Origin of the sequence: Campylobacter sp. JMF_11 EL3, from assembly GCF_027736965.1 — a bacterium.
In the GTDB taxonomy this organism is placed as follows: domain Bacteria; phylum Campylobacterota; class Campylobacteria; order Campylobacterales; family Campylobacteraceae; genus Campylobacter_B.
This window is the reverse complement of the sequence record NZ_JAOVTJ010000002.1, coordinates 67,815-80,849: the sequence shown is the minus strand read 5'-3', so window position 1 is coordinate 80,849 and position 13,035 is coordinate 67,815. Positions and strand designations below refer to the sequence as shown.

The window sequence follows — 13,035 nt, the reverse complement described above, 5'->3', positions numbered from 1 at the left end:
TTGGCATAAAAATGGAAGATAAAAGAGTAATAACCAAACGATTTTTTATAGCTTTGATTCTTGGAATTTTGGCTATTTTCGCGCTTGTTTTTTGCATTTTTGGCTTTGTAGGCTCAAATATCCAAGCCGAGCTTTCTACCAAATTAAGCGTAGCAAAAAACGCTGTAAAAGACCGCAACGCCGAGCTTTTTAGCGAACTTGAAATTTTATCTGAAAACCTTAAAACCTATCAAGGTTTAAAAACCGAAAACGAGTATGCAAGAAGAACCTTGTATTTCCGTCTCATCGAGCATACAGCCTTACAAAAGCAAAATTTCGACGCGATTTTTTATGTCAGGGCTGTGGGTAATCAAGACGAGGTTATAGCCTCGTATTTTAATGATTCGGCTATGGCAAGTTTGGGCGAACTTAGGCTTGATAATTTTATCTCAAAAATCAAAGACAACCGCTATATATCGCGCTTCATGCAGATTAATGGCGCAAATAGATATTTTTTGATCCAAAGGGTCGAGGTAAATACATTTTTGATAGCCTTTGCAAACACAACTTCGCTAAATGACAAATTTGCCGGCCTTGGCGAAATTTTGATTTTTAACAAAGAGGGCGAAATTTTTAATATCACAAACGATATTTTCGTGCTTTATACAAATAGATTTGATTTTGAAGGCGAGAAAAAACTCAAAATTTTAAAAAGCCTTGGCGAGCGCAAATTTGTCTATTTTGAGAAATTTGACGACTCTAACAATTTTATAATGATAAGCAAAAATTTAAAAGAATATCTAAGCCTAAAAAACCTTTTGGTTTTGCTAGCGCTTGGGTTTTTGTTTTTGTATTTGCTAATCACTTTGACAAATTACAAATTCTTAAAACGCCGAATTTTCGATCCTTTGCACCTGCTTCACAGCTCGGTTTCAGGTGGCGTGTATAAATCCACAGCGACTAAAATCGAAACCATGGGCGCGCTAGATCAAATTTTAGAAATCGCGCAAAAACTCGATGAAAGCGTGCAGTATTCTGGTAGGGCTAGCAAGGTGGATTTCACATTTATCGACGCGCTGAAAAAAAGCTCACTAATGATTTTTAGCGTCGAAAACACAAATGGTATGATAAACAACGCTAGCCTTAGAGCCAAGGAGCTTTACGGCGATGATATCGTGGGCAAAAATATCTTTACGCTAGAAGCGACTTCGCTGTATGAAAACGCCCGCCAAAGCCAAATTTCGCTTTATACCAAAGAAAATTATGTTATCCACACGCACGATACTCCAAACGGCAAAAAGGATATGTATATCAAAAAGACCTTTGTGCGCAATGGAGAGGATATTTTGGTGCTTTATGTCTTGTTAGACGCTTCAAAATACCGCAAATTTTACACCGATACCAAAGAAAAGTATAAATATCTAAATGACGCCCCAATCGTAACCGTAGTCATCAAAGGCGGCGAAATAATCGATGTCAGCACTAGTTCGCGTGAAATTTGGGGATATGAAAATACTCAAATTTTAGAGGGTAAAACATATTTTTGGAGCCTATTTCAAAAAAGCGACGCCGATTCTTTGCAAAACGAGCTAAGAAACCTTATGAGCGATACTAGGCAAAATAATGAAGTTACTAAGCGGGTTTATCCGATTTTGCATAGAAATTCGATTAGGGCGTTTTATGAGATTACGATTTGTCTGTATAAAAAAGAGCGCAAAGTCGTTATGTATTTTACCAACATACACGATAAGCTCATGGAAATCAACAAACTCAAATCAGATATGAAAAGCAACGAAGAGCTTTTAAAAACCAGATCGTATAGCCCATGCACGATTGATTTGCTAGCCAAAAAAATCATGCTTAGCAAAGAGTATATGGAGATTTTAGGTAGTAAGGAAGCTAGCGTCGATACAGAGATGAGTATAGGCGATTTCGTAGCGAAAATTTACTATGTGGATTTGAAGAAATTTAACGACGAACTTAACAAATGCAAGCTAGGCATAAGCGATGAGATTTCATGCGAAATCAGAATCAAGCTAAACGACGAGCTAAGCGATAACGACGAGTTAAAATACGCGTGGATTAGCCTGCAAGGATATGCTAGCAAAAAAGAAAAAAGAAGTGGCGGTGCCGAAGAAATCGTCGCTACTATCGAGGATATTACCGCTAAAAAAGACATTGAAGCTGAGCTAAATTTAAATTCAAATGTATTTTTAAGGTCGTTAGAGGCGATTGTTATCACAGATGATATCGGTAGGATTATCCGCGCAAATAGGGCATTTTATACGATTATGCAATTTAGCGAAACCGATGTCGTGGGCGAGGTGCCAGAGTATTTCAGAGTAGATCACGACGGCGGTATAATGGGCGAAATCAAGGAAAAGCTAGACAAAGAGAGCCTAAGCTATACAGATGAAATTTACTGCGTCAAGAAAAACGGCGATGATTTCCCTGCGCTGTTTTCGGCTATCGCGATAAAAGATGAATTTGGCGTGGTAAGCAACTATATTTTAATGTTTAACGAAATTTCTGAGATTAAGAAAAAAGAGAGCGAGCTTGTCAAAATCGCTCACCACGACGCGCTTACAGGCTTGCCAAATAGAATCTACATTATGAACGCAGCGGGCGAGTATCTAAGCGCGGCAAAGGAACAAAACAGGCTTGCGGCTGTGCTATTTATAGATTTTGACGGATTTAAGGCGATTAATGATAATTTCGGCCACGATGTGGGGGATTTGTTTTTGCAAGAGGTCAGCAAGACTATGAATAACCTACTTCGCAAGGGCGATATTTTAGCCAGACTTGGCGGAGATGAGTTTGGCGCGATTATCGGGGATTTGAAAGACGAAAAAGCAGCGCACGCGCTATTAGAGCGACTTTTAGGAATTGCGAATAAAAAATTCAACCTCGACGGCAACGAGGTAAGTGCGAGCGTGAGCGTGGGCGCGGCGTTTTACGACGGAAGCGAAGAAATCGATTTCAATGAGCTTTTAAGTAGGGCAGATAGAGCGATGTACCGCGCTAAAACGAGCGGAAAAAATAGATATTGTATCTTTGATAAAGAGAATTTCGACGATTTGCAAATCAGCGAGGAAAGGCTGAAAAAATCTATCGAAAACAACGAATTTTTCATGCTTTATCAGCCTATCATCGATGATAAAGACAAAATTTACGGCTACGAACTTTTGCTTCGTTGGCGACGCGAAAATTTGGGCGTTTTGTTGCCTAGCGACTTTTTATTTGATATCAGAGAGCCGAAACTTGAAATTTTAATCTCTAAATTTTCATTTACGCAAATGTTGAAATTTAACAAAGAGACAAATTCTCTCTGCTCGATAAATATCAGCCTAGAAGTGCTAAAAAGCGATGAATTTTACCATTTTGCTTCGCGCGCGATAGAAAAATACGCGCCAAAGACTGAGCTATTTATGTTTGAAATCACCGATTTTAACGACAGAACCGCGGCTGATTTTAAACTCATTAGACAAAGATACGCTGATTTTGGCATTAAATTTGCTCTAAATAATGCAAATCACCAAAATTCAAAATACCTAAAAGGTATGCCTTTTGATATCATTAAAATCGATATGAGGCTCTGCCTAGATGTCGCCAAAAAGCGCGAAGGTATAAAAAATCTGCTAGATTTGGTGAAATACTTGCGCGGCGAGCTGAAATTTGAAAAACTAGGCGCGCAGGGTATCGAAAACGCGCTCTCACGCCGTTTGCTTAAAAATTTCAAATTTAATTTTATGCAAGGAAATTTCCTCGGAAAAGCCGTCGATAGAAGGGAAATCACCGCTATCATCGCCAAGCTAAAAGAGGCCAAGGGCGCTAAACCAATCACAAAAGATGAGTTTGAAAACTTTTTGATTGCCCTTGATTACAAAAATATCGCGCTTGAATTTTTAGAAAACGCAGAACACGGCGATATCACAGATCTTCGCTTCGAAGTTTTCCAAGAAGAAATCAAAGAGATCAAAACCAGAATCGAAAAATCCACAAGCCATAAATTTATGCTAAATACAGAAATTAATAAGCAAATTTTGGATATTCTTGCGCTTGAATTTGAAGATTTACAAAACTTCATTACAAAATACAAAGCGCGAGTAGATAAGTTTATACTAAATTTGGAGGAATCATGATAAATAGCGTCAGTGCGGACTTTGATCACGAAATACCAAATGGTTCGCGCCTATATTTTGGCACAAGCGCAAAACTAAAAAGAGAACTCGAAAATAAAGCTAGCAAAATTTTAGAAAATCACGGATTCAGCGAAATTCTCACGCCGTATTTTTCGTATCATCAGCATTTAAGCGTGGCTGGGGCGAAGCTTTTGAAATTTTCCGATCCTAGCAACCACGAAATCGCACTCCGTGCCGATAGCACGGTCGATGTCGTGCGAATCGTGCGCCGAAGACTAAAAGATGAAAGCCTAAAAAGACTTTTTTATATCCAGCCTACATTTAAATACCCTAGCGAGGAATTTTACCAAATCGGCGCAGAGTTAATAGATGAGAGCAACCTAGCCTTGGCGATAAAAATCGCAATACAAATTTTTAGAGAATTTAGCTTAGAACCTGTTTTGCAACTAAGCAATATCGAAATTCCAAAGCGAATTTGCGAAATACTAAATTTGCCAATTAGCGTTTTTGAAAAGGGCGAGATCGAGACGATTTTGGCTCAAAACTGCGACTGGCTAGGCAAAACAGCGCGCGCGACAAATTTGGGCGATGTGGAAAATTTACGAAAAATCGTGCCAGAGGAGATCAAGCCTTGTTTAGATGAAATTTTAAATTTAGGCGTAGAGTATAAAAATATCAGAGTTTCACTTTTGTATTATTCAAAAATGCGCTATTACAAGGCGCTATTTTTTAGATTTTTAGACGAAAATAGCGTGCTTTGCAATGGCGGAAATTATGAGATTGACGGATTGAAGTCGAGTGGTTTTGCACTTTTGGTTGATGCATTGATAGAAAAATTAATGATAAAGGATTAAACATGAGTAAGGTTGATGTAATCGTAGGCGCTCAATGGGGCGATGAGGGAAAAGGTAAAATCGTAGATATGATTAGTGCTAATTACGATTTCGTATGCAGAAGCTGCGGCGGACACAACGCCGGTCATACAATCATCGTAAATGGCGAAAAATACGCGCTTCACTTAGTCCCAAGCGGTGTTTTGCACAAAAATATCATAAATATCATCGGAAATGGCGTGGTTATTAACCCTGATGTTTTAATCACTGAAATGGCGCAATTTGGGGATTTGAAGGGTAGATTTTTTATCAGCGAAAAGGCGTTTTTAAATTTAGAGTATCACTCGCTAATCGACCAAGCTAAGGAAAAATTAAAAGGCGATAAGGCTATTGGCACCACAGGCAAGGGTATCGGACCTGCGTATGCGGATAAAATTTCGCGCACAGGACACCGCATAATCGAGCTTTTAGAGCCTGAGAAATTAACAGAAGCCCTAGTTAGGGATTTTGCGAGCAGGGCGCAACTTTTTGAGAGCTTAAATATCAAAATTCCTGATAAAATGGAAATTTACGAGGAAATCAAACGCTACAAATCTGTGCTAGAACCATATATCGCAAACACAACTAATATGATTTGGAAGGCGCTTGATTATGATAAAAAAGTCCTTGTAGAGGGCGCACAAGGAAGCTTGCTAGATATCGATCACGGCACATATCCGTATGTAACTAGCTCTTCGACTATCGCAGCTGGGGCTTGCACGGGTCTTGGACTAGCGCCAAAAGATGTTGGCGAGGTCATCGGAATTATCAAAGCCTATACTACGCGCGTAGGAAATGGCGCTTTCCCAACAGAGGCCAAAGATGAGTATGGCGACAGGCTTTGCGAAATCGGACATGAGTTTGGCACTACGACAGGTAGAAGACGCAGATGTGGGTGGTTTGACGGCGTAGCAGCGAAATACACATCTAGAATCAACGGAATTGATAAATTTGCCCTTATGAAACTCGATGTTTTAGACGGATTTGAGAGTATTAAAATTTGCAAAGCATATAAAATAAATGGCGAAGTGATTGATTATTTCCCAATCGAGCTTGGCGTGGTAGAGCCTGTATATGAGGAAATGCCGGGCTGGGATAGCGTAAAAGGAATCAAAAAATTCGAAGATTTGCCACAAAATGCGCAAAATTATATTAGAAAAATCGAGGAACTAACAGGCACAAAGGTAGGGTTTATCTCTACTAGCCCTGAGCGAACAGATACAATTATATTATAAGAAAGGCGGATAATGCGAATACAACTAGCACATGTTCCATACATAGCGCAAAAAATTGCGATAGATATATTAAATTCTGGCATGGTTACACTTAGCTCTGGCGTCGAGCCCATAGCCAAGGTAGCCTCAGAAATCATCAAAACTGATTTGCAAAAAGAAAAAGCCATAGACGAGCGCGCAAATGAGCTAATGGACGAAAGAATTGATGAATTTGACGAAATGAATGTAAATAAAAAAGATATGTTTTGGCTCATCAAGCGCAAACTCGCCGCACAAGAGAATTTCGAGCTGATTTTCGAGGATAGATACTCAAATATCTCGCATGAAATTTTAGAAACGATTTGGAAGAAAAATTTAGTAGATTATCAAGTGAGCGAAAATCGCATTAAAACTATCATTTACAACTCAATCGAGGGGTATTTGAAAATTTACAAAAAAATCGAAGAAGATGTCTATGAACTCATGCAAGGACATGGCAAAAAGCTAATCCCAGGCACCGAGGAATACGAGCTTGTGTTTGCGCAAACTTACGAAAAAGAGCTTAAAAAAAGAGGTATGCTGTGAAAGCGTATGTTTATTTAGAAAACGGCGTGTTTTTGGAGGCAAAGGCGTTTGGCAAGGGTGGAAGTGCCTTTGGCGAGCTTGTATTTAACACCTCTATTACAGGGTATGAAGAAATCATCTCAGATCCTAGCTATGCTGGGCAGTTTATAGTATTCACTATGCCAGAAATCGGCATTGTAGGCACGAACAGCGACGATGAGGAGAGTGGCAAAATCCACGCTAGTGGAATTTTTATCCGCGAGTTTAACAACACTCCCTCAAATTTCAGATCCGAGCAAAATTTGGAAGAGTATTTCATCAAAAACGGCAAATTTGGCGTGTATGATATAGATACGAGATATCTTACAAAAATGCTTCGCGATGAGGGAAATTTGCGGGTTTTTGTCTCGACTGAAATCAGCGACAAGGAAACCTTGAAAAAAGCTCTTCAAGACTCAGCTAGGATTGAAGAGGTTAATTATGTCAGCATTGTAAGTACCAAAACCCCATATATCCACGAAAAAGGTCATTGGGACGCAGTCAAGGGCGCTTATAGCACGCCGAAAAAAAATGGCAAAAAAATCGCCGTAATGGATTATGGTGTGAAGCGAAATATCCTAAATGAGCTTTGCGATTTGGGCCTTAGCGTGGAGGTTTTTCCGTATAATACTAAGGCAAAAACGCTGATTGATAAATTTAACTCTGGCGAAATTCACGGCGTATTTTTATCAAACGGCCCTGGCGAGCCAAAAATGCTAAAAGACGAAATCGCGCAAATCAAAGAGATAATCGAGGCTAGGATTCCGATTTTTGGCATTTGCCTTGGTCATCAGCTTCTCTCAAACGCTATGGGCTATGAGACATACAAACTCAAATTTGGCCAGCACGGCGCAAATCACCCTGTGCAAAATTTGTTTAACAAATCTATCGAAATCACAGCGCAAAACCACAACTACAATGTGCCAGAATCCATAGCTGAGATTTGCGATATCACGCACAGAAATCTATTTGACGGCACGATTGAGGGCGTGAGATACAAAAATTACCCTGTTTTTTCAGTCCAACACCACCCAGAAGCGAGTGCCGGACCAAACGAAAGCAAATACATTTTCAAAGAATTTTTAGAAATTTTATGATTAGTTTTTTTGCTATCATACCCGCCACGCTAATGCTGAGCTTGACGCACTGCATTGGCATGTGCGGGGGCTTTGTGATAGCTTATAATGCCAAACTAGCTAGCCTTAGCCCTGCTAGGGCGTTTTTTTTCTCGCTTGTTTATCAAATTTGTAGAATTTGCGCTTATATCATGCTTGGTGCGCTTGGCGGGGCGTTTGGCTCGGTCATAGTTTTTGGTGATAAAACAGCTGGTTTTATGCAGTTTTGCGCGGGAATTTTATTGATTATTTTTGGCGTTGCGCTATTAAAACGGGGCGCACTTTTAAAATTTATCGAAAATCAAAAAATTTATAATCTTTTTTTAGCCAAACCTATGAAATTCGCCCTTGGCAGGGAGGATATTTTGGGGTTTTGTTTGCTTGGGTTTTTAAACGGGCTTTTGCCATGCGGGCTAGTTTATACCTACCTAGCCATGGCGATAATGAGCCACGATGCCATGCAGGGCGCGCTTGTAATGGCGGTTTTTGGATTATCTACCTTGCCTGCGCTATTAGCTTTTGGTGGCGTGGCGAATTTTATTAGCGCAAAATTCTCGCGCGCTATGCTCTATATCTCTTCAATTATCATAATTATCTTTGGAATTTATTGGGCTTATTGCGGATTTATTCTCACAAGATAAATTTTTTAAGTCTTATATAAGTTAAATTTTGAAAAAATGACAAATTACATTTTAAGGGGCGTTTTATGAGTGATATTTTAAAAAATTTAAGCATATTGTTGGTCGAAGATGAGAGTAAGATGAGAAACTCTCTAAGAAATACATTTGAAGGAATTTTTAAAAATGTCTATGAGGCCAAAGATGGCGTAGAGGGACTTAAAAAATTTAAAAAATACAATCCAAATTTGGTCGTTACAGATATTTTGATGCCTATCGAAGACGGGCTTGAAATGACACGCCAAATCAAACAAATCTCCCCAGATACCCCAGTTGTCGTGCTTAGCGGATTTAGCGAGAAGGCTCAGCTTCTAGGGGCAATCGAGGCAGGTGTAGCCAAATACTTCATAAAACCGGTTGATATGGAAGAATTTAAAGAAGCGATAAAAAGCCTAATGAGCGCGAAACTTAGCGTCAGTAGCGTGGTAGAAATTTCAGGCGGATATAGTTTTGATCCGCTAAAAAGGGTCTTAACTCACGGCGAAGAGGAAATTTCGCTTACGAAAAAAGAGCTAGCCTTCATTTCGCTTTTGGTCTCGCGAATCGATACTTTGGTTTTGCACGAAGAGATTAAACGATATGTCTGGGCGAACGACAACTCAGTCTCAGATGTGGCAATCAGAACTTTTATCAAACGAATTCGAGATAAAATCGGCGCAGATGTTATCAAAAATATCCCAAGTTTGGGCTATAAAATCGAATCTAAAAAAGAGTAAAATTTTTGTTGATAAAAATGTCACAAGTTTAAAACTTTTGCAAACAAAAAGTTAATAAAAAGTCAAATTTAAGCTTTTTAAAACTTATTAACTCTTATAATCCTCCATAAAGTTTCTCGACTTTTAACCAAATTTTAAAGGAGGGTTTTATGAATCCTGAACAGGCATTACGCAGTGGCAAGATGCTAAGCTACGATTATACAGTGGCGAAATTGTTTTTGTATTCTACTCTTGCATTTGGTATCATCGGTATGCTTATAGGCACGCTTATAGCATTTCAGCTAGCATATCCAGATCTTAACTACTTGCTTGGAGAGTATGGTACATTTGGCAGACTTAGACCATTACACACAAATGGTGTCATTTATGGTTTTATGCTATCTGGAATTTGGGCTACATGGTATTATGTAGGACAGAGAGTTTTAAAAGCATCGATGAGCGAATCAAAATTTTTGATGTGCGTGGGTAAATTGCACTTTGTGATTTATATCCTAATCATCTTACTCGCTGTGGTTTCGCTTTTGGCTGGTGTTACGACATCAAAAGAGTATTCTGAGTTAGAGTGGCCTATCGATATTTTGGTTGTTGTCGTGTGGGTTTTGTGGGGAATTAGCATTTTTGGTCTAATCGGTATCAGACGCGAAAAAACGCTTTATATCTCTGTTTGGTATTATATCGCTACCTTCCTTGGCGTTGCTATGCTATATTTGTTTAACAACATGGAAATCCCGACTAGATTGCTTACTGGCATGGGTAGCTGGATACACTCTGTATCAATGTATGCTGGCACAAACGACGCTATGGTTCAATGGTGGTTCGGTCACAACGCCGTTGCGTTCGTATTTACCGTAGCGATTATCGCTGAAATTTATTATTTCTTGCCAAAAGAGAGCGGTCAGCCGATTTTCTCATACAAACTATCTTTGTTCTCATTTTGGGGATTGATGTTTATCTACCTATGGGCTGGCGGTCACCACCTTATTCACGGTCCAGTTCCTGATTGGGTTCAGACTATGGGTTCTGTCTTTTCAGTAGTTTTGATTTTGCCGTCTTGGGGAACAGGTATTAATATGCTCCTTACAATGAGAGGCGAGTGGAATCAGCTAAGAGAGAGCCCGCTAATCAAATTTATGATTTTGGCTTCTACTTTCTATCTATTCTCTACTTTGGAAGGTCCAATCCTTTCTGTCAAATCAGTAAATGCCCTAGCGCACTTTACAGATTGGATCCCAGGACATGTCCATGACGGCACACTTGGCTGGGTTGGATTTATGACAATCGCTGCTATGTATCACATGGTGCCTAGAATGTTTAAAAGAGAGCTTTATTCAAAATCTTTAATGACAGCTCAATTTTGGATCCAAACAACAGGCGTTGTGCTATTTTTCAGCTCAATGTGGATTGCTGGTATCACACAAGGTATGATGTGGAGAGCAACTGATGATTATGGCAACTTGCTATACTCATTTATAGATACAGTTAGCGCGCTAGTTCCTTATTACTGGATTAGAGCGATTGGTGGTTTATTATACTTCATAGGTTTGTGTATGTTTGTATATAATATCTTGATGTCTATTCGCGCAGGCAGAAGCTTAGACCAAGAGCCTAGAAGCGCTTCACCTATGGCTGCGTAAGGAGAGAAAGATGTTTAGTTGGTTAGAAAAAAATCCGTTCTTTTTTGCGGTTGGTGTTTTTGTAGTCATCGCTTATGCTGGTATCGTTACGATTTTGCCAGATTTTGCTAATAGCGCTCGTCCAATCGAGGGCAAACAACCATATACTGTTTTGCAACTCGCTGGTCGCCATGTCTATATCCAAGAAAGCTGTAATGCCTGCCACTCACAACTTATCCGTCCGTTTAAATCAGAAACTGACAGATATGGTGATTATTCAAAAAGTGGTGAATTTGCTTATGATAGACCATTTTTGTGGGGTTCTAAAAGAACTGGCCCGGATCTTGCTAGGGTCGGACGCAACAGAACCACAGGCTGGCATGAAACTCACATGAAAGATCCAAAAGTCTTAGTCGGCAAATCAATCATGCCTGCATACAAATCTATGTTTAAGAAAAACGCAGATATGCAAACAGCCTATGCTGAGGCTTTGACGATTAAAAAAGCCTTCAATGTCCCTTATGATACAGCTGGCGCACCAAAGCTCGAAGCTGATCCTAACAAGGACGCTATGTCAAATTTCGAAAGCTATAAAGCTGAAATGATGGCAGAGGCTGAGGCAATCGTAAATGATATGCGCGACGAAGATGTCAAAGCGGCATTTAAAAACGGCGAAATACGCGAAATCGTTGCGTTAATAGCATATTTAAATAGCTTAAAATAGGGGGTTTGTGATGAGCATTGATTTCATAAGGCAGCTACAAGCTTATGGCTTTATCGCCTTTGTAGTGCTAGCTTGCATTGGAGTTTATGGATACTGGTTTCATTTGAAACACTCTGAAAAAACAGGGCGCAGAAACTACGAAAAGTATGCAAATTTGGCGCTTGATGATGAGCTTGGCAGTGAAATCATAGAGTCTCGCACACCTACGAAAGAAGAAAAAGGAAAATGATATGAAATGGCTAAATTTAAGCGATAATGTTAATGTTGCGGCGTTGATAGCGTCGTTTATACTTGTCGCAGTTACGGCTTTTATCGTTAAAAAATATGCTGGTCAAAGTAAAAGCTTAAACGAAACCACTGAGACAACTGGCGAAGATTTTGACGGAATTGCCGAGCTAAAAAATGGCTTGCCAAAAGGCTGGGCTATATGTTTTGTTTTGATGTTTGTCTATGCATTAGTGTATTTTTTCATCGCTTATCCGCTAAATTCATACTCACAAATCGGCGAGTATAACGATGAGGTAAAGGCACACAATGCTAAATTTGAAAAAACCTATGCAAACGCTGATAGCACTACGCTAAAAGCTATGGGCGAATCAGTATATTTGGTGCAATGCTCACAATGCCACGGACTTGACGGCGATGGAATCGATGGCGAGTCTGCTGACCTTACTAAATGGGGCAAAGAGGCTGGTATAATTGATGCTATCAACAAAGGCTCAAAAGGCCTAAATTATCCACTTGGCGAAATGCCAGCAGGTATGGTTAGCCCTGATGACGCAAAAGCAGTAGCTGCATTTATGGCAAAAGAAATTTCTAGCCTAAAAGCCACAAAAAATGAAAATTCGGTTGAAAAAGGTAGAGAGCTATGGCCTACTTGCGCTGCTTGCCATGGTGATGACGGCAAGGGTATGGACGGCTCAGCGCCAGATCTTAGTAAATACGGCTCAGCTGAATTTAGTGTCGATGTGCTAAATCGTGGCAAAAAAGGCTTTATCGGCACAATGCCAGCCTTTGATGACGGGCGTTTAAACGATGTGCAAAAACGCGCCGTTGGCGAGTATATCAACTCTATCAAATAAAGGGGCGATTATGGAAAATGTAAAAAGATCGGTTTTTGCGCTAAATGGCGTAACTGGAATGCTAATCGCAACTGCGCTTTTGCTGGCGATTCTTGCATGCCTTACCTGCCTTGGCATTAAGACACAGCAAGCTGTCATGGATAAGCCTTATGAGCTAAAAGATATTAGCTCTGTAAGCGAAAAAAGCTCAGTCGATACGCAAAAAAAAGTATTTGTGATAAAGGATAAGTGATGAGTGATGCATTGATTGAAAAATTGATTTTACTTGGTTGTATCGCTTTGGCTGTGGCAACTGCTG

At 39.7% G+C, this 13,035-nt stretch carries 11 protein-coding genes and 2 pseudogenes; all 13 read left to right on the top strand.

Translation table 11 applies throughout. The features are described from left to right. The first annotated feature begins 11 nt into the window (after positions 1 to 11). The 13 genes and pseudogenes from OFN67_RS03910 (at position 12) to OFN67_RS03855 (ending at position 12,969) form a co-directional block, all read left to right on the top strand. Positions 12 to 4,121: a sensor domain-containing diguanylate cyclase gene (locus tag OFN67_RS03910; protein ID WP_270868464.1), complete on the top strand. Its 4,110-nt coding sequence runs from the start codon at positions 12 to 14 to the stop codon at positions 4,119 to 4,121. Then, a complete protein-coding gene (locus OFN67_RS03905) occupies positions 4,118 to 4,975 on the top strand; it encodes an ATP phosphoribosyltransferase regulatory subunit (protein ID WP_270862199.1) in 858 nt (285 codons plus the stop codon). The genes OFN67_RS03910 and OFN67_RS03905 overlap by 4 nt, the downstream gene beginning before the upstream one ends. A gap of 2 nt (positions 4,976 to 4,977) precedes the next feature. Further along, positions 4,978 to 6,228, top strand: a complete 1,251-nt coding sequence (locus OFN67_RS03900) for an adenylosuccinate synthase (protein ID WP_270868463.1) — start codon at positions 4,978 to 4,980, stop codon at positions 6,226 to 6,228. A 12-nt stretch (positions 6,229 to 6,240) separates the two neighbouring features. Then, a complete protein-coding gene (locus OFN67_RS03895) occupies positions 6,241 to 6,792 on the top strand; it encodes a DUF507 family protein (RefSeq protein ID WP_270858407.1) in 552 nt (183 codons plus the stop codon). Further along, positions 6,789 to 7,907 carry a glutamine-hydrolyzing carbamoyl-phosphate synthase small subunit gene (gene carA / locus OFN67_RS03890; RefSeq protein ID WP_270864827.1) on the top strand — a complete coding sequence of 373 codons (1,119 nt, stop codon included), beginning with the start codon at positions 6,789 to 6,791 and terminating at the stop codon, positions 7,905 to 7,907. The genes OFN67_RS03895 and carA overlap by 4 nt, the downstream gene beginning before the upstream one ends. Beyond that, positions 7,904 to 8,566, top strand: coding sequence for a sulfite exporter TauE/SafE family protein (locus OFN67_RS03885; RefSeq protein WP_270868462.1), 663 nt, complete (start codon positions 7,904 to 7,906; stop codon positions 8,564 to 8,566). The genes carA and OFN67_RS03885 overlap by 4 nt, the downstream gene beginning before the upstream one ends. Before the next feature lie 65 nt (positions 8,567 to 8,631). After that, positions 8,632 to 8,979, top strand: a pseudogene (locus tag OFN67_RS08060) (response regulator transcription factor); the annotation flags it as partial. Between the two features lie 90 nt (positions 8,980 to 9,069). Then, a pseudogene (locus tag OFN67_RS08055) lies at positions 9,070 to 9,318 on the top strand (helix-turn-helix domain-containing protein); the annotation flags it as partial. 182 nt (positions 9,319 to 9,500) lie between these two features. Then, positions 9,501 to 10,952: a cytochrome-c oxidase, cbb3-type subunit I gene (ccoN, locus tag OFN67_RS03875; protein WP_442867883.1), complete on the top strand. Its 1,452-nt coding sequence runs from the start codon at positions 9,501 to 9,503 to the stop codon at positions 10,950 to 10,952. A gap of 10 nt (positions 10,953 to 10,962) precedes the next feature. Continuing rightward, positions 10,963 to 11,655, top strand: coding sequence for a cytochrome-c oxidase, cbb3-type subunit II (gene ccoO / locus OFN67_RS03870; RefSeq protein WP_270868461.1), 693 nt, complete (start codon positions 10,963 to 10,965; stop codon positions 11,653 to 11,655). Positions 11,656 to 11,665: 10 nt separating this feature from the next. Next, positions 11,666 to 11,884: a cytochrome c oxidase, cbb3-type, CcoQ subunit gene (locus OFN67_RS03865; RefSeq protein WP_270868539.1), complete on the top strand. Its 219-nt coding sequence runs from the start codon at positions 11,666 to 11,668 to the stop codon at positions 11,882 to 11,884. A gap of 1 nt (position 11,885) precedes the next feature. Beyond that, positions 11,886 to 12,737, top strand: a complete 852-nt coding sequence (locus OFN67_RS03860; RefSeq protein ID WP_270868460.1) for a c-type cytochrome — start codon at positions 11,886 to 11,888, stop codon at positions 12,735 to 12,737. A gap of 10 nt (positions 12,738 to 12,747) precedes the next feature. Further along, positions 12,748 to 12,969, top strand: a complete 222-nt coding sequence (locus OFN67_RS03855; protein WP_270858399.1) for a DUF4006 family protein — start codon at positions 12,748 to 12,750, stop codon at positions 12,967 to 12,969. The last annotated feature ends 66 nt before the right edge of the window (positions 12,970 to 13,035 follow it).